The 17,270-nt window shown below is 48.1% G+C and carries 19 protein-coding genes; 5 read left to right on the top strand and 14 right to left on the bottom strand.

Features of this window, described 5'->3' with window-relative positions:
- Positions 1-39 precede the first annotated feature (39 nt).
- From RBH76_01195 to RBH76_01165, 7 genes are all read right to left on the bottom strand, one after another.
- Positions 40-528 (bottom strand): hypothetical protein, encoded by a 489-nt coding sequence (locus RBH76_01195; GenBank protein WMJ84067.1) that lies wholly within the window; start codon positions 526-528, stop codon positions 40-42.
- A 76-nt stretch (positions 529-604) separates the two neighbouring features.
- A complete protein-coding gene (locus tag RBH76_01190; protein WMJ84066.1) occupies positions 605-919 on the bottom strand; it encodes a hypothetical protein in 315 nt (104 codons plus the stop codon).
- 60 nt (positions 920-979) lie between these two features.
- Positions 980-1,453, bottom strand: a complete 474-nt coding sequence (locus RBH76_01185; protein ID WMJ84065.1) for a YbaK/EbsC family protein — start codon at positions 1,451-1,453, stop codon at positions 980-982.
- Between the two features lie 109 nt (positions 1,454-1,562).
- A complete protein-coding gene (locus tag RBH76_01180; GenBank protein WMJ84064.1) occupies positions 1,563-2,159 on the bottom strand; it encodes a DUF4364 family protein in 597 nt (198 codons plus the stop codon).
- A 36-nt stretch (positions 2,160-2,195) separates the two neighbouring features.
- Complete coding sequence (locus RBH76_01175) at positions 2,196-2,762, bottom strand: hypothetical protein (protein ID WMJ84063.1); 567 nt, start codon at positions 2,760-2,762, stop codon at positions 2,196-2,198.
- An 18-nt stretch (positions 2,763-2,780) separates the two neighbouring features.
- Positions 2,781-3,035 carry a TIGR03905 family TSCPD domain-containing protein gene (locus RBH76_01170; protein WMJ84062.1) on the bottom strand — a complete coding sequence of 85 codons (255 nt, stop codon included), beginning with the start codon at positions 3,033-3,035 and terminating at the stop codon, positions 2,781-2,783.
- A gap of 6 nt (positions 3,036-3,041) precedes the next feature.
- Positions 3,042-3,881 carry a PHP domain-containing protein gene (locus tag RBH76_01165; protein ID WMJ84061.1) on the bottom strand — a complete coding sequence of 280 codons (840 nt, stop codon included), beginning with the start codon at positions 3,879-3,881 and terminating at the stop codon, positions 3,042-3,044.
- Between the two features lie 293 nt (positions 3,882-4,174).
- Here RBH76_01165 and RBH76_01160 point away from each other — a divergent pair, with 293 nt between their 5' ends.
- The 3 genes from RBH76_01160 to deoC are packed head-to-tail and all read left to right on the top strand — an operon-like array spanning position 4,175 to position 6,848.
- The gene (locus RBH76_01160; GenBank protein WMJ84060.1) at positions 4,175-5,173 is read left to right on the top strand and encodes a DnaD domain protein; all 999 of its coding nucleotides are present in this window, start codon (positions 4,175-4,177) and stop codon (positions 5,171-5,173) included.
- A 10-nt stretch (positions 5,174-5,183) separates the two neighbouring features.
- Positions 5,184-6,170, top strand: coding sequence for an ATP-binding protein (locus RBH76_01155; GenBank protein WMJ84059.1), 987 nt, complete (start codon positions 5,184-5,186; stop codon positions 6,168-6,170).
- 18 nt (positions 6,171-6,188) lie between these two features.
- Entirely contained in the window at positions 6,189-6,848 is a 660-nt protein-coding gene (gene deoC / locus RBH76_01150) for a deoxyribose-phosphate aldolase (protein ID WMJ84058.1), read from the top strand.
- A 219-nt stretch (positions 6,849-7,067) separates the two neighbouring features.
- On the opposite strand, the gene RBH76_01145 is transcribed toward deoC, so the two are convergent.
- From RBH76_01145 to RBH76_01120, 6 genes are all read right to left on the bottom strand, one after another.
- Positions 7,068-7,331, bottom strand: a complete 264-nt coding sequence (locus RBH76_01145) for an HPr family phosphocarrier protein (protein ID WMJ84057.1) — start codon at positions 7,329-7,331, stop codon at positions 7,068-7,070.
- Positions 7,332-7,343: 12 nt separating this feature from the next.
- Positions 7,344-8,150, bottom strand: coding sequence for a BtpA/SgcQ family protein (locus RBH76_01140; GenBank protein ID WMJ84056.1), 807 nt, complete (start codon positions 8,148-8,150; stop codon positions 7,344-7,346).
- A 73-nt stretch (positions 8,151-8,223) separates the two neighbouring features.
- A complete protein-coding gene (locus RBH76_01135; GenBank protein WMJ84055.1) occupies positions 8,224-9,069 on the bottom strand; it encodes a PTS system mannose/fructose/sorbose family transporter subunit IID in 846 nt (281 codons plus the stop codon).
- Positions 9,062-9,820: a PTS sugar transporter subunit IIC gene (locus RBH76_01130; GenBank protein ID WMJ84054.1), complete on the bottom strand. Its 759-nt coding sequence runs from the start codon at positions 9,818-9,820 to the stop codon at positions 9,062-9,064. The genes RBH76_01135 and RBH76_01130 overlap by 8 nt, the downstream gene beginning before the upstream one ends.
- Positions 9,821-9,907: 87 nt before the next feature.
- Positions 9,908-10,384, bottom strand: coding sequence for a PTS sugar transporter subunit IIB (locus RBH76_01125; GenBank protein ID WMJ84053.1), 477 nt, complete (start codon positions 10,382-10,384; stop codon positions 9,908-9,910).
- Positions 10,385-10,410: 26 nt separating this feature from the next.
- Entirely contained in the window at positions 10,411-10,833 is a 423-nt protein-coding gene (locus tag RBH76_01120; protein ID WMJ84052.1) for a hypothetical protein, read from the bottom strand.
- A gap of 453 nt (positions 10,834-11,286) precedes the next feature.
- Here RBH76_01120 and RBH76_01115 point away from each other — a divergent pair, with 453 nt between their 5' ends.
- A complete protein-coding gene (locus tag RBH76_01115) occupies positions 11,287-13,770 on the top strand; it encodes a sigma 54-interacting transcriptional regulator (GenBank protein ID WMJ84051.1) in 2,484 nt (827 codons plus the stop codon).
- Between the two features lie 57 nt (positions 13,771-13,827).
- Positions 13,828-15,561 (top strand): phosphoenolpyruvate--protein phosphotransferase, encoded by a 1,734-nt coding sequence (gene ptsP / locus RBH76_01110; protein WMJ84050.1) that lies wholly within the window; start codon positions 13,828-13,830, stop codon positions 15,559-15,561.
- A gap of 180 nt (positions 15,562-15,741) precedes the next feature.
- Here the strand turns inward: ptsP and RBH76_01105 are convergent, their stop codons facing one another.
- Positions 15,742-17,217, bottom strand: a complete 1,476-nt coding sequence (locus RBH76_01105; protein ID WMJ84049.1) for a nicotinate phosphoribosyltransferase — start codon at positions 17,215-17,217, stop codon at positions 15,742-15,744.
- Between the last annotated feature and the right edge of the window lie 53 nt (positions 17,218-17,270).

Here is a 17,270-nt window from a genome sequence, read left to right as displayed (position 1 = left end):
CATGTTTCAGCATCTCATATAGCCACCGTGTTGTTCCCATTAAGGCGCAGGGTGGTCAGGTTTGGCAAATAGAATAAACACAAGCGGCATTATGACAGCAGGAATAACATATAGCCAAGAAAAAGTTTTAAAAATCATAAGCATAATTTCACTGGCAAAGGAAAAAACGCTCACCGGCAAAACCAAAAGCGCATGAAGCCCCAAATTATAAACGCCCTGTGTTTGCAAAACATTCTGAAAGATTAAAAAAGTCACATAATAACCACACAACAACATGGAAGATTTGATAATTTGTGCGCGGCTAAGCTGCTTTTGTGCCTTCATGCCAATAATAACGATCGCCGTTATGCTGATAATCCATATCAGCACCGAGTAGACAGCATTCATCCGTTCCACCTGCGCCAGCGACAATGAGCCTAGCGGCCTATTCATAAAAACAACGACACGCAGATAGATATAATCTAAGCCTGCCAAGAATACTCCGGCAATTAAAGTTAATTTCGGTAGCAGAAGAAGCTTTTGATTCACAGGTTTCACCTCCTGAAATTCATAGCATTCTGTATGTTTTAGGCTCGCAAATAATTAGTTCAACTAGCGCTAAACCCTAACGCTTTTTTAAATTCTGCCAAAACACCGCTGCACCGCAAACCAGATAATAGGCTATCAGCACAATACTGATTTGGATTTCCAGCTGGCCTGACTTCCAATTGTACATACCGTGATAAATAAAATAAGCGGCGGGTAAACATCCGAATAGGCTGCCCCAGACTTTTCTGCGGCTCAAAAGCACGCCGCTTGCCCAAAACGGCACCAAAAGCCAGAGTGACCCGAAGAACAACTCAATTCCCAAGGCATCAATAAGTAAGATATTCATAAATATAAGCGTTATAAAGGGTAGATAGAACAACGCTTTTTTCATCCATATCCCCCCTATCGATGCTTTTGGGCTATCCATACTGCGCCCTTTCACTTTGAGAATTTATTGCGCCGGTGTCTTACAAACGTCGATCCAGCCCTTGCTGTTGGAATATTTCTCAAGCTCGTCGATGGTCAGCTCAATGGCGCTGTTATCACTGCCGCAGGCCGGAAACACTGTCTGGTAAGTCTTTAGCGAAACATCCAAATAAGTTGTCACCCCGTCGTTGACGCCAAAGGGACATACACCGCCCACAGCATGTCCCACCAGCGTCACCGCCTCCTCAGGGGTAAGCATTTTAGCCTTGGTGTGAAACTGCGCCTTATATTTGGCGTTGTCTATCTTCGCCCCGCCCGCTGTTACGATAAGAATGCAATCCTCGCCAATTTTGAACGACAGTGTCTTTGCAATGCGGTCCGGCTCGCAGTTTAATGCCTGTGCTGCTAGCGCCACCGTCGCGCTCGAAACCTCAAACTCCAGTACACGATCCTCTATACCGTGCTTTTTAAAATAATCCCTGACTTTTGCGATTGACATTTTGACACTCCCAAACTGATGATATATTTGCTGTTAACCCTTTTAAAAGGATAACAGTATAAAACAAAAGCGGGCTGCAGCAATTTCATTGCAACAGCCGCCCAAAATACTACACCGGTTCATGGCCGATAAACTCTATTGCACTGTCCTTGGTTCCCATGAGCACCGATAATACCGCACGATATAACACCGTGGGGTCGGAGATAAAATTCTTTTTCATCGTTTCACAAACCTCGCGGGTGGGCGCATAGAGCGACACACCCATCAAATCGTTTCCGACATCGTTAAGGGAGAGTTCTAACTTGAAGCCGTCGTTAGTTTCTACGATCTCTGCACGATTTTCTTTTGCAAAACGCTCCTGTAACACACATTGGCTTAAGGCTTCAATGGCTTTTTCACGCACTGTGCGTGGAATACTTTTATAAAAAGTTTCGGCAGTCTTTCGGCCCAACTCGGTCACCGAAACATAGCCCTGATGTCCGTCAGACTTAACCTCGGTCAAATGCCCTGAAGACAGCAGTTCGCCCAGTGCACAGGTTACCTCAAAATAATTAACCAGATTCTCACCCAATAATGCGCTGCTCAGCTGCGAAGAGGCAACCGGCATTTTCATCTTATACAGCAGCCAACAAATCAGAATACGTATTTCATAGTCGGTGGTCAGCCCGCCATAATCGATTCCCTCGGTGAACACCCCTTGGTTCATATTGCTTCTCCCCTTTCGCGGCAGATGATTTTGGCGCTATTCCACAAAGCCCGCATTCAACATGCGCTGTGCGCAGGCCCCGAAGAACCGCCCGTAGGCACTCTCGCCAATGATCACGCAGTCAGAATACTCTCCAGCGCCGCACAGCCCGGAGAAGGTTTTACCCACCGACTTAGCGTTTTCATCCCCCGCACGATGCAGGTACATATAGAGTGTAAACGCTGCGTTATTATTAATTTTCCCATAAAGATGTTGGTCGGCATCCTCAAGATGTTCATAAAAGCTACCCAACGTAGCATTGGCAACGATCTGATTCGGAGAATGATCCTCGACAACGCGGTGCACAGCATAGGCAAACAGCAATTTTAACTGCTGATCAAAATCCTCACTTTTGACGTCCTCGGGCGGACGAGTCCATACGCAGTCGATCAAATCTTCAACATACTGCACACCAAGCTTGCGCGCACGAGCGGTATTGCCATTGGCGCGTTGATGCAAAAACAGATCAATATTGTCATCTGCAACAGGGTTTTCAGAGGCAAACAGCTTTGACAGGTCGTCCGGCGCAATCTTGACATCGTCGTCGTTATAGCGACTGAGCATGAACATCACATCCTCTGGTTATTTTTTATCCAGCGCCTCCTGCAGAGCACAAGAGAGCTGATCGGGGCAAGAGGTTTTTTTAAATCCGCAGGTCGTTCCCTTTAGGCGTTCTATCACCTCTAAGGCCTTCATGCCAACAACAAGCTTACTAATTCCAGCAAGATTCCCCTGACATCCACCTATAAATTTTATTTTTTCAATAATGCCGTCGTCAGATAACTCAAAAAGTATTTTTTTGGAACAGACACCTTTGGGCGCAAACTCGTAATTCATCGTCTTTTATTTCCTCTTTAATTCTATTAGTTTATGAAGCTGTGCCAGCTCATATTCCGAAGTTGTACAGGTTCCTATGGGGTTCGGTGTTGTGGTATAAAAGCCGTGGAAGTCGGTGCCGCCAGTGGTGATAAGCCCATAAGCCTGCACCAGACGGTCGTGTTTTCCGATATGCTCGGGGTTGCGTCGGGGGTAGCTATATTCCAACCCGTCTATGAGTCCCGCTTTTGCCAGCCGTTCGCCGATGTCAAAAGAGTCATACACATCGGGATGCGCCAAAACCACCGCGCCACCGCTGGCCTGAGCGGCCCTCGCCCCTTCATAGACGTCAATATAATCCACCTGCCGCCTACAAACGCCTTCTTTGCCAAAAAGCGCCTGATACAGTGAACCGTACACCCGGTCGGAATAGCCCATTTCAAGCAGTGCGCGCAGCAGATGCACACGGTTAATGGTTTTACTGTTTTTGGCATGAATCAGCACTTGTTCACGGGTGACAGGATAGTGTCTGACCAACAGGTCAATCATCTCTTCGCCCACCCTTTGCCGCCGCTCGGCCATCATTTCAAATAACGGCTCCAACGGTGAAAGCACCTGAGGGCAGTAAACCAGAAGATGCACCTTGCGTCCAGTATCATGGTTGATACAAGAAAGCTCGACACCGGGAACAATGTCTATGCCAGCAGTTTTTGCCGCTTGCTGCGCCGGGGCAATCATGTCCATTGCATCATGATCGGTAATTGCAATTCCGCGAAGCCCTCTGCGAGCCGCAAAAGCCACCACTTCCGATACCGCCATCGAACCGTCTGACCAGGCGGTATGAACGTGTAAATCCCAGCGTAACACCCAAAGCTCAACCCCTAATATATAATCCTTTTTATACCACAAGCGCCAAACGCGCAGTGATATAATTGTCCATCAAAAGGTGGCATGCCGCGCTAAGCGGCGAGCCATTGGACATTAAAGCGATATCACAACCGCCATGCGATTATTATACCCTTTTAGGGATACATTGGCAAGCGTGACCCATTAAAATAGGCAGAATAATCATGGCGCTTTACCGGTTTCTATGTTATAATCGTTATCGTCACTAAATTGGTTTAGTATTCAAAATTTATCAAATTTAAGGAGGTGCCGCTGTGGCCTATGCATTAAACCCCATTCTTTGGCGGCGGATGTTCCCCGTCCCGGCCCAAGTGATAGAACGCCACATCAAGCTTTGCAGCGGCGTTTCACTCAAATGCCTTTTGCTGCTCCTACATGCCCCAGATGACTGCTGTGATGCGCAGAGCATTTCCGCGAAACTGGGAATTTCGGCTGCAGAGGTTTCTGACGCGCTCAACTACTGGCTGGAAAACGGTATTTTACAGCAGGATGATGAAATCTGCGCGCCCACACCCGCCAAGGCCAAACCTGCTGAAAAACCAAGACCTACTCCGGCTGCCAAACCTGCGTTGCCCGCCACAAGTGCCCTACCAACAACCAATGCCACCAGCGGCAGCAGGCCACATTTTCCGCGCGAAGAGTCCGTTGCACTTATTGAGCACGACCGGACGCTGCAAGGGCTGGTGCATGAGCTGCAGTCTATTCTAGGTAAGCCACTGACCTCGGCCGATCTGGATGTTCTGTTGGCGTTGTACTCGTTTTACGGCCTGTCAGCACATTACATACTGACGCTGGTGCACTACTGTATGACCATTGGTAAAAGCAGTATGGGCTATGCCGAAAAAGTAGCCGCCTCGTGGATTGCCGACGGCATCGACGACAGCGCGCTGGACCACCACATCGACATTCTGATGCACAAACGCACGAACGAAGGCAAGCTGAAAACTGCCTTTGGCATCAACGACCGTGGCCTGACCCAGCGCGAAAAAGATTATATTGCCACCTGGTGTGATACGCTGGGTATGGATATCGAAACGATTCGTTACGCCTATGAGATTACCGTGGAACGCACCGGTAAGCTAGCATTCGGATATTTAAATAAAATCCTGCACAGTTGGAACGAAAAAGGTATCAAAACCGTAGCACAAGCCAAATTGGAATCCAACCCCGCCAAAAAGGTCACTGCTGTACCACAAAGTGCTGAAAAAAGTGATTTCGACCGCAAAATACTCGAACAATTCATGAAAGAATAGAGGTGACGGCATGTCTTATCCGAAAGAAATTGCCGAAATGAGCCGAAAAATTCTAAATGATCGGCGAGAGCGTGCCGAGCTGGCGTTAAACGAGCGTCGAGTACGCATCAGCCGGCTAGCCCCGCATATTTTGCAGCTGGAGCGTGAAATGGCCAGCACCTCCGCCAGAATTGCCGGCGCGGTGCTTTCGGGTGAAAACGTACAGCAAAAGCTGGAGAAAGTACGTGAGTTTAACCTCGCGAAGCAAAAGGAGCTTAAAGATGCCCTTTCTACCGCAGGCTTTGCGGCAAATGCATTGGAGATTCAATATAGTTGCCCTATCTGCAAAGACACCGGCAACGACAACGGCCGGTTGTGTGAATGCGCCCGGCAGCTTCAAAAAGGTCTGATGTACGAGCGCCTCGGTGCCGTCTCTTCGCTGACAGATAATACTTTTGAGAGCTTTTCACTGCACTACTACTCCGATACGCCAACCGACGGCTCCCCGGTGTCAGATCGCGTCATTATGAACAAAACGCTACTGGAATGCACCAAGTATGCGGATAGCTTTTCGCGCGCTGCGCCCAGCCTCTTAATGATCGGTGCACCAGGTCTGGGCAAAACACATCTTTCCATCGCCATCGCTTGCGCCGCCATCGAAAAAGGCTATGACGTGATGTATGTCCCGTTTCACACACTGCTGACCAAGCTGGAAGCGGCGCGCTTTGGCAAAACCAGCGAGGAATTCCAGGACTATTTAAGCCCCGTGTTAGATTGTGAGTTGCTGGTTCTTGATGATTTGGGCAGCGAATTTTCTACCTCGTTTTCAACGGCGGTGCTATATGACATTATCAACACCCGGCAGTTGCAGGGTGCGGCGACCATCATCAACACCAACTTAAAACAGAGCGAGCTTTCTGTACGATACAGCGAACGTATCCGCTCACGCCTACTAGGATGCTACCGAATCATTCCGTTTGAGGGTACGGACATTCGACTGAAAAAGAAACAACTGTGATTTTTGGGAGGAGTTAAGATGGACGCAAAAACTGTGCTTTCTCACGTAGACCATACGCTACTAAAGCCCGAAGCCACTGAGGCGCAGATTAAAGCGCTCTGCCAGGAAGCGCTTGAGCACAATACCGCCTCGGTCTGTATTAACCCTCGGTACATTCCGCTAGCCGTGTCAATTTTGCAAGGCAAGGTCCCGGTTTGCACCGTCATCGGCTTTCCTCTGGGTGCCATGACGACCGAGGCCAAGGTGCTGGAGGCGCGTGACGCCGTTGCAAAGGGCGCAGATGAAATCGACATGGTTATTTCTATCGGCGATTTAAAGGATGGAAAACTCGAATCAATCGAAGCTGAAATACGTGCTGTTAAAGAAGTGGTGGGCAATCACATTTTAAAAGTTATCATTGAAACCTGCCTGCTGACCGACGAAGAAAAACGCCAAATGTGCCATATCGTCGAAAAAGCCGGCGCAGATTATATCAAAACCTCCACCGGCTTTTCATCGGGCGGGGCCACCGAAGCGGATGTCTCATTGTTTACCAAAGAAACGCAGGGGCGCATCAAAATAAAGGCCGCGGGTGGTATCAAATCTTACCGCGATATGCTGACCTTTCTCTCTCTTGGTGCTGACCGTCTTGGCAGCAGTTCTGCCATCCGACTGATGAAGGAAGCCGGACTTCTTTAAAGTTTTCAAACAAAAGGGCGTCGTCTCACATAAGGCTACGCCCTTTTTCTATGCCGAAAACCACCGCCTAGCGAGTGGTTTATAAGTTATACCAGAAAAACAAAACGCCCTTTGCTAACTAAGAGTGCAGTGCGCCACAAACAACGACCGAATTTAGAAAAGTCTTTTTAGACTAATCTAAATTCGGTCGTTTATTATATTGGGGGATGAGTTTGTAAGTTAGGTAGGTTGTTCAATCTGCTCTTTAAGAGATCTACACGCCATTTCTTCATCCGGTCCGGAAGCCGTGATGACCACCTTAGTATCTTTAACTGCCCCCATGCGGAGAACAGCGGTGATACTTTTAGCATTAAAGTCGGATTCATCAGTTTCCTTTCGGATTTTTATGTCGCTTTGAAAACGGGCAGCGACCTTGACAAACTTGCTGGCAGGACGGGCGTGCAATCCCACTTCATCCCGAACGACCGCTTCAATTGTATACATAGGCCCTCCCTGTTACAGTGCACGGGCAGCTTTTACAAAAGCTGCCGCTCTGGCAGGGTCAACCTGGTTCCAAAGAACACCGTCGTACTTGATGCTGGTGCCTATAATAACACCGTCGGCAACGCCTAGCAGCTCTTTAATGTTGTCCACACGGCCGCCGCTACCAAGGATCAGCGGCGCTTCAGGGAAGCGGCTTTTAACCTTGCCCAGCGCCGAAGCCTCGGGCGGCAGCCCTGCACGAGGGCCACCCATCAATACACCAGCGATGGGCAGATTCATCAAGCCTGCATCCACCTGGTTTTCCACAGGGCGGGTATCCATAGCCGTTCCGGCATGAGGCTCAAAGTAAGTATAAACTTTTACCGATTCTGCACCAATTTGCTTTTGGTAACGGAATATCTGGCCGGGGTCAAAGGTCTGCCATCCAAACAGGCCGTTGTAAGTTCCCGTGACATAGGTTCTGACAAACTTGGCATCAATGGCCTTGGCCACAGCCAATGTGGCAATGGGGTCAATGAGCACGCCGCAACCATAGGGAATGGTAAGGGTTTCGGCAACCTCGGTGGCAATGCGGACATAGGCGGCGACCGTTTCAGGGCCAACGGTAGAAAGATAGGGCCTATCGCCTTCGTTGGCAAAAACGCAGGCATCAAAGCCTTCGGCCATCAGCACCTTGGCATCTTCTTTTAGGCGGTTGATATGGTCACGGAAGGTCATTGTGGGGTCTTCATAGTAGCTACCGGGCAATGCAGCCATATGTAGGCAGCCAATGAGAGGCTTTTTTGTGCCAAATGTTTTTTCGTGTTGTTCCATGAGCATGGGAATGATACCTCCGATTGTGTTAGGTTAAGCTGCTAAGCGTGTTTGCACGGCAGCAGAGAATTAATATTTGTCACACTAAAATTCCGGTGAGAGAAAGCACGATACCAGAAACAAAAATGATGCCCATAGCTTTCATGGGGGTAACACCCTTACGAAGCAGCGCGTAAACAATAAAGAATAGAGATAGTGGCAGCAACGCAGGCGTTATTTGGTTAAGCAGTGCCTGAATTTCAGTTACTTTCTCGCCAAGGGTCAGCGTCAATGGGGTAGCTATTCTGATTTTAGTGGCGACCAAGCCGCCCAGAACCATCATGCCCATCGCACCGCAGCCTTCGGTGATCTCTTTAATTAGGCCGCCGCTTAGTATTTTCACCACCGCATTCTTACCCATCTTGTAACCAGTCATGTAGCAGACATAGCCAACAAGAAGTGCATAAGCAGAAAACAACAAAACGTACAGAATGGGGCCAAGCGCATTACCCTGCATGGCAAGTTCAATGCCAATGGCCAAAAGAATCACTTTAACAATGCCCTGCGTGATAGCATCGCCTACACCAGCTAAAGGACCCATCAAAGCAGTTTTAATGTTACTGATGGTCTCGTCATCCACAGGTGCACCATTGGCCTTTTCTTCTTCCATAGCGGCAACAATGCCGGGAATAAGGCAACCCCAGGTGTTTTCGGTGTTGTAGTAGGTCAGGTGGCGAGTCATGCCGTCCGCCTGCTTTTGTTTATCGTTTGGATAAAGCTTTTTAAAAATAGGAATCATGGAGTGACAAAATCCTAGGCCCATCATACGCTCAAAGTTGTAGCAAATCTGCCCCCAACAGGTCCAATTCCACCAGGATTTACGCAGTGTCTTTTTATCAAGAGTTACGGTATTTGTTTTGTTCTCAGTGATTACAGTATCAGACATTCTCTTGTTCCCTCCTTCCAGAAGTGTAAAGTAGATGCAGGATACCAAAGGCGGCACCCAAAATAGCCAGTGCAATAATATCCAGCTTTAAATAGGCGGCAAGCACAAAACCCATCAGGAAAAAGGGAATGGTGGATTTTTTGTTCATCATGTTCATGAGCATAGCAAGACCAAGGGCTGGAATCATGGAGCCGATGAGCTTGAGGATGCTGATTACCTGAGCAGGAACAATAGCCAGCATTTTTTCCATAAAGGGAGCACCGAGTAATACGCAAAGGAAAGCGGGAATGAAATAGGTAATAAACGGAACCACCTGTGAACCGAATAGATTCATAGCGATAACACCCTTAGTGTTGCCCTCGGCAGCATATTTGTCTGCCTTATGTACCCAAATTGGGTTTAAAGACATCTTAGCATTAGAGCAAAGGATACCCAAAAAGCCAAGAGAAACAGCGATGGGAAGTCCTACAGAAGGGTCCGCGTTAGAGGCCATGGTCATGTAAACGCCCAGATAGCCGGCCAGAGACAGGTCTGAGGGGAGAGAACCGCCGATGGCGACCAAACCAATGTAAGCCATCATAATGGTGCCGCCACATTGTAGACCATAGGTCAAATCTCCCAACAACAGGCCGTTGATAAGACCTGACACCAATGGTGCACCAAAGTACATAGACCATCTCAGCCACATGGGGAACGCAGTAGCTACCAGCCATGTCAACAATGCGATGATCAGCGCATGAACGAACTGCATGATACCAACTCCTTCTTTCTTATAAGCACCGCAACCTTAGTACGGTGGTCTCCAAGGCGAAAGGATACTTTCGCCGTTGATACGACTTTAAAGCTTGCCAGCAATGCTGACTCTACTTTCCTGCTGCACCATTTGCAGATAAACATCTACGCCTAGATCCAGCAGCTTACGGAATATGGTGACCTCAGCGGGAGAGGCATACACATTGCGGGTAATGGACTTTCTGGAAGGACCTGCCCCCATATTGCCGACGTTAAGCTCCTTGAGCACAATGCCTTTTTCAACCAACGCAAGGGCACAATCGGGAATTTTAAACAATAGCATAGTGTTCACACCATTGTCAGTACCCTCGTTCTGTATTTTTTCAGCAGCCTTCTCCACTGAAATCAGCTCCACCTTGACTCCAGACGGCGCCGCCATGGAAAGAACGGTACTCATAAAGGAATCCTTTGCAAGAGCGTCATCAATAACCAAAATATTCTTAATGCTTAGAATTTTGGTCCACGAAGCGATGACCTGTCCGTGCACCAGTCTCTCGTCCACTCTACTCATTACGACTTTCATTTACTATACTCCTCTCATGAAAACAGTTATTGTTGGGCTGTCAGCGTACTGGACAAGGCTTGAATTCCTGCGTGTCCCTCTTCTAGCACAATCTTTCTCACCTCTGCCAAAGTAGCGTGTTCCTGTGCGGAAAGCGCTTCAATCAACATGGTAAGATTCACGCCGGTGATAACATCTACATTGCCTGCCTCCATATAAGTGCGGTAAATACCGGCTGCGGTAATAAAGGGACTTCCACCCGCTAAGTCAGCAAGGATGAGACACTCCCCTTGAGCAACAGCTCCAGAGACATACGTCTCCACCTCCGCCTTATATTCCGCCATATCCTTGCCCAGCGGCAGTGGGATGGTCGCAACGGCCTCAGCAGGCGGCGCACCCATGATCAGTTCGGCGGATTTCAGCAGCTCTTCTGCCAGATTGCCGTGGCTTAACAATAAAATACGATACATTTCCCAAAACACCTCACTAAAACTGCCCTCTGTAGAAAAATTGCAGTTTGAATGAATTTATTCTAACATGGCAAAAAAAGACTGTCTAATAATCCTGTTTTAGTGACAGTTCAAAATGTGTAACGGTAGCGCAATAGTGCAAAACGCCCAAATTTCAATGTATTAAAAGATGAATTCGCTTAATAAAGTGAAATTCAATACAACAAAGAGATCTTTGACAGCAATATAATGACACACATATGCGTAAACCCAAGGTAACAATCCGATAAAAGCACTAATAAACATAATAAATAACACACATTTATTTTTATAATTATTTTTTAGCTATCAGGTTTCATATTTTAAGTAAAATTTAAAAAATATCAGAAATATTGAAAAATATATTGTATTAATCGCTAATAAATGCTATTGTAATTGTAAAATAATGTTGACACACATTTCAAGAGGGTGGCTATGGAACAGAAAAAGTTGAACCGGCAAGAACGTGTACTGGTGCTGGTAAAGGAATACACATCTAAGCGGTTAACCGGCAATTTAGAACTTGTTGCTGGTATTTCCGCTCAGGAGGCTGCAGATCTGATGCAGCTAAACCGCGCCAATATATCCAAGGAGCTAAATCAGTTGCACCAAATGGGTCAGCTGATAAAAAGCCTTGGCAAACCCACGCGCTTTTTGCACAGAGGTATGCTTGCGCAGACATACCCAGGGCGCTATTTGCCCACCATCATACCGCTTGGAGAAAAGCTGACAGATTACCTCGAGGCGGGCAGCACTAAAGGGAGTCCGATAAACATCCCCTTCACCCGGTTGGAACAGAATATCGGCGCCGACGGCAGCCTGCACACCGCGGTGGAGCAAGCAAAGGCCGCCATATGCTATCCGCCGAGAGGGCTGCATACCCTCATCACGGGCAGCGCAGGGGTAGGGAAAATCCGCTTTGCACGTTTAATGTATGAGTACGGAGTTCAAACGGGGAAGCTGGAAAAAGATGCGCCTTTTATTACCTTCAACTGTCAGGACTACTCCGGTTCTCCCCAGCTTTTAATGGCGCAACTGTTTGGCAACAGCAAAGGCTCTTTACCTGGAGCAGAAAAAAGCCGAAAAGGTTTAATAGAGCAAGCCGCAGGCGGCATTTTTTATCTGGATGGTATCCAGAAACTTTCGCCCAAGGTGCAGGAGCTGCTTGTCACCCTCATGGAAAAAAACATCTTTAGCCGACTGGGCGAGGCTTCCGTCACGCGGTACGGGAACTTGATGATTGTCGCAGCTACCACACAGGATATTTCTGCGCCAGAATTGCAAAGGTTTGTGCGTAACATGCCAGTCATCATCCACCTTCCTGATCTAAGTGAACGCAGTGTTCTGGAGATTTTACAGCATTTGGTGCTGTTTTTTAGCAAAGAAGCATCATCAACCGGAACCACCTTTCGAATCCATAAAGACATTCTAGCGTGTCTTGTCCAAATTCCCTACAGCGGACAAATCGGCGAGATGAAAAGCAGAGTGAAGATCATATGCTCAAAGGCTTATCTGGAGTATTCCACAACAAGGCCGGACTCAAAAATCATGGAGATTGGATATCGCCACCTACCGGATTCCATCACCAAGCTGGTAACGGGAGCTTCTCGACGGTCGGCCGAAGCAACTGCGCTGTTTGAGCGTTTTACCCAAACCTCTCTGCTGTTTGTCCCCGGTGAAACTCCAACCATCCCTTTGCTGGAGGAGGACACCCTAGAAAAGATGGAATACGAAGCAGAAGAAGAGCCTGTTCCCGCGGATATCGACCATTATATCAGTCGGTGCGTCAGCCGTTTGCAAGGGGGAAACGTACGGCAGCTGGAAAAGCTCCGAACCACCGTTCCCACACAACTTTACGAAACTGTTCATAACACGCTGGCAAAGGAACCCGATTATCAAGCTGTTATTCAAAACCCCTCCCTGCTTTACGGTTTAATTTTACACCTGCAACATGCCGTGGAGCGCGGTGAAAAACCTCAGCTGGGTATGGTGGAGTCAAACCAAGACATCCGCCAGCTCAACCCCAAAGAATACGCCGTCGCTTGCCGCCTGAGAGAGGAAATGGAAGAAAACTTGGGTGTGCGGCTGCCCGACCGCGAACTAAACTTCGTTGCTACCTATCTGTATTTAGCCCTAAAATGGAGCTCCTCCAGCCGCATCGGTGTCCTAGTAGTACATCATGGCGAGGGCATTGCCGAAGGTCTAGCGGAATACCTGAATGCGGTAACAGGCTGCGCTTTGGCAAGAGGCATCAGCTTTGGTGGCCAAAGCACCATGGAACACCTACTCAACCGCCTTGCCACCATAGCCAAAGAATGCGATCAGGGGTCGGGCTTATTGCTGATGACCGATATGGAGCCACTTACCGACCTGCACCGGCATATCACTGCCGTCACAGGCATCAAGGCGCAGACGGTGTCCGGTGCAAATCTTTCCCAAATGCTGTTGCTGGCGGACAAAATACGACAGGGCGGCTTTTCGTTGGCCACATTGTTGAGCGAAAGCTGGCACAGTCCGTTGCCACAGCAAGAGATGAAGGCAGAGATGCCCACCTCCTCGTTCCTTAACCGGATCATCAACGAAATTCTGGCCACCTCCCTCACCTTTCTTAACCCTCGAAAGGCGGCAGATGTGCTTTTAGAGGCACTGGACTTTATTTTGGATGACCTAAAGTTGGGGTATTCCGATGAGATTGCGCTGAAATTTATCTTCCACTGCTCTCATATGTTAGAACGCGTGATCCGCAGCGAAACACTAAAATACCCCCGATCAAGGGTATTTCTAAACGAAAATAGCCCACTCATGTATATTATCCAACAAAGAATGTCCTATGTTGGTGATGTGTTTGGAATACTGATTCCCATCGATGAGCTGTGTTATGTAGCAGAAATTTTTATGCCCTTTTTGGGCAACGAGTAATAGACAAAAAGGATTTTTATTGAAGCAACCCTTTGCTTGACGAAAGGAGCAACAACCATGAAGAACTATCAGGGTATCCCAGGCAGTGAAGGAATTGCCGTAGGAAAAGCCTTAGTATATCTTAACGACCCCTTCACCCTGCCCTCCGAAAAAATTAATAGCAATGAAGTTCCAAAGGAGCTGCAAAGGTTCATGGCAGCCGTGGAAGATGTAAGAACTATACTGAAGGAAAATACCGATCGGATCACCAAAGAAATTGGCGCAGAAGAGGCGGAGATTTTTGAAGCACATTTATCAGTGCTCGATGATCCCGAAGTGGTAGACAACGCCGCCGCACTGATCAAAGAGCAACTGCTACCAGCACCCACCGCAATGTGGCAGACGGCGCAGGACATTGCCAACGAGTTTGCCCAAATTGGGGATGATTATCTTAGTGCCCGTTCTGCGGATATTCTGGATGTGAGTGAGCTGGTGGTACGGGAGCTGACAGGAGAAAAAAGAGTCAGTCTGGCGCGTTTGAATGAGCCCTGTATTTTAGTGGGCAAGGATATCACCCCCTCCGAAACTGCTTCCATGGATAAAAAAAATGTTCTAGCCATGGTGTGTGAAATGGGCAGCCGTACCTCTCACGCAGTTATTCTGTCACGCAGTCTGGGAATTCCTGCAGTGGTGGGCGTAACAGGGCTATGCGAAGCAGTCAGAAATGGAATGGTTATGATCGTGGATGGCGCGGAAGGCAAAATTGTTCTGGAGCCAGATGAGGAAACACTTGCCATAGCACAAAAAAGCCAAACCGAGGATACCGCGCAAAAACAGTTATTAAAAAATGCCGCAAAAAAACCCGCTATTACCTTAGACGGTTCACGGGTAATGGTAGAGGGGAACATTGGCTACCCCGCAGACACTGACATGGTTTTGGAAAACGGCGGCGATGGCATAGGTTTGTTCCGTAGTGAATTTTTTTACATGGACAGTAACGATTTTCCAACTGAGGAGTTACAGTATCAGGGTTACCGCCAGGCAGTGGAAAAAATGGGTGATAAGCAAGTAATTGTTCGCACCATGGATATTGGCGGCGACAAAAAGCTGCCCTACTTTGAAATGGAACCTGAACTCAATCCTTTTTTAGGCTATCGGGCATTGCGTATCTGCCTTGACCGCAGCGATGTCTTCAAGCCGCAGTTGCGTGCGTTGCTTCGCGCCTCTGCTCATGGTAATCTTGCTATTATGCTGCCCATGGTCAGCTGTATTGAAGAAATTGAAGCGTCAAAAAGGCTACTGGAAGAGTGCAAGGAGGAGCTGCGCCAGGAAGGTAAACCCTTCCGCGAAGATATTCCATTGGGCATCATGATAGAAATACCCTCCATCGCCCTACAAGCGCGGGATGCTGCCAAGCTGGTAAACTTCTTCTCCATTGGCACCAATGATTTGCTGCAATACTCGCTGGCCGCCGATCGTATGAACCAAAAGGTTGCGAGGCTGTATAATCCTTTTCACCCCGGGGTCTTACGTCTCATCGCACAAGTGATTTATGATGCGCACGCCGAAGGTATTCCAGTTGGCATGTGTGGAGAAATGGCGGGAGACGTTCTTTCTGTTCCGCTTCTGTTGGGCTTGGGGCTGGATCACTTCAGCATGAGCGCCACTGCAATACCAAAAATTAAAAACCTTATCTGTGGCCTAAAATCAGAGGAATGCCGCCAACTTGCAACACAAGTGCTGGCACAGCCTACCGGCAAACAGGCGGAAGGGGTCGTGAAAGCATGGCTATCTACAAGAGGACATATCTAGTATTCAAAATCGCACGCAAAAATGCTTCGATTTATGCGAAAGAATCCCTGATCCCTTCTCAGTTCATAGATTTTTATAAAGGCTTTGTGTTTTAATCTCTCCACTGTGTCTCGATCTAATTTCTCCGCTTTTTTAAACAAGCTAAGAACCCCCCCGGCTTTGCCGGGGGGGGTTCTATTATCATCTTTGGGTCAGTTCCCGAATTTTACGCTCGTAATCGTTTAACATAATAGTCTTTAAGGTCCACAAACTTTCTGAAAGGTCGACATAATAGCGATGCGGAAATTCAAAACGTTTGATCTCGTCCCACATACGTCCCAGCTCAACTTTGCAGAAATCCTGTATTTCCTTGAGTGTGGGAGACTGGTACAATCGCTTGCCCTTTTCATAAATCGGCTCCAACAAGTTGACTGCTTCAAAATCCTGAAGCGTCTTCTTTTTCCAGATAGCGTTGGGGTCAAAAATGGTAAGCGGCTTCGTATCGTCTATCTCTTCTTCAAAAAGGGTAATATAGTCGGCTGAAGCCTTGCCAGTTTTGCGGTCATAGAGACGATAAAGCTTTTTAAAACCCGGTGTAGTCACTTTTTCGGGACTTTCGCTGATTTTGATGCGAGGCGCAAGCTTTTCGCCTTCTTGTACGGCAACCAGTTTATACACGCCACCGAACACCGGTTCAGAGCGGCCGGTAATCAGATTTTCGCCAACGCCAAAAAGATCAACCTTGGCATCCTGCATAATCAAGTCGCGGATGATATATTCATCCAGAGAGTTGGAGGCGACTATTTTACAATCCTCAAAACCCGCCTTATCCAGCATGATGCGCACCTTTTTAGAGAGATACGCAATATCGCCCGAGTCGATTCTGACCCCCTTCGGGCGATGTCCCAGTGGCAGCAGCACCTCATTAAAGACGCGAATGGCGTTGGGCATGCCGGAATGCATCACGTCGTAGGTATCGATCAACAACGTGCAATTGTCAGGGTAAATTTCAGCATAGGCCTTAAAAGCGGAGTATTCATCCGGGAATAGCTGCACCCAGCTATGCGCCATCGTGCCGACGGCGGGGATGTTGTAATATTGGTCGGCGATGACGCAGGCGGTGGAGCTACACCCGCCGATATAAGCCGCACGTGCGCCCAGCATGGCCGCGTCATAGCTCTGCGCCCGGCGAGAGCCAAACTCCATGATAGCCCTGCCCTGCGCCACGCGGTTCATGCGCGTCGATTTGGTAGCGATCAACGACTGGAAATTGATGGTGAGCAGTACCATCGTTTCAACCAACTGAGCCTGAATGGCCGGGCCTTTTACCACCACAAGCGGTTCACCGGGAAAAATCGGTGTCCCTTCCTTGATGGCCCACAAGTCACATTCAAACTTAAAGTTCTCCAGGTAGCTTAAAAACGCCTCCGAAAAGGTGTTCTTGCTGCGCAAAAATGCAATATCCTCCTTGGAAAACTGAAGGTTATCGATATACTGCATTAACTGTTCGAGGCCGGCCGCTATCGCATAGCCGCCGCCGTCCGGAATCTTGCGAAAAAACATGTCGAATACGACCTCGGTGTCCTGCATGTTTTTGAGCAGATAGCCATTAGCCATCGTCAGCTCATAAAAATCGGTCAACATCGTCAGGTTTCGTTCGTTTTTAATGTCTATCATCGCAGGTGCGTCCTCATTTCAATGATATTTTATGTGAGACTCCTAACTACGCC

This window comes from Oscillospiraceae bacterium MB24-C1 (assembly GCA_030913685.1).
Lineage (GTDB): Bacteria > Bacillota > Clostridia > Oscillospirales > Ruminococcaceae > Yanshouia.
This window is presented reverse-complemented; position numbering and strand designations above follow the sequence as displayed.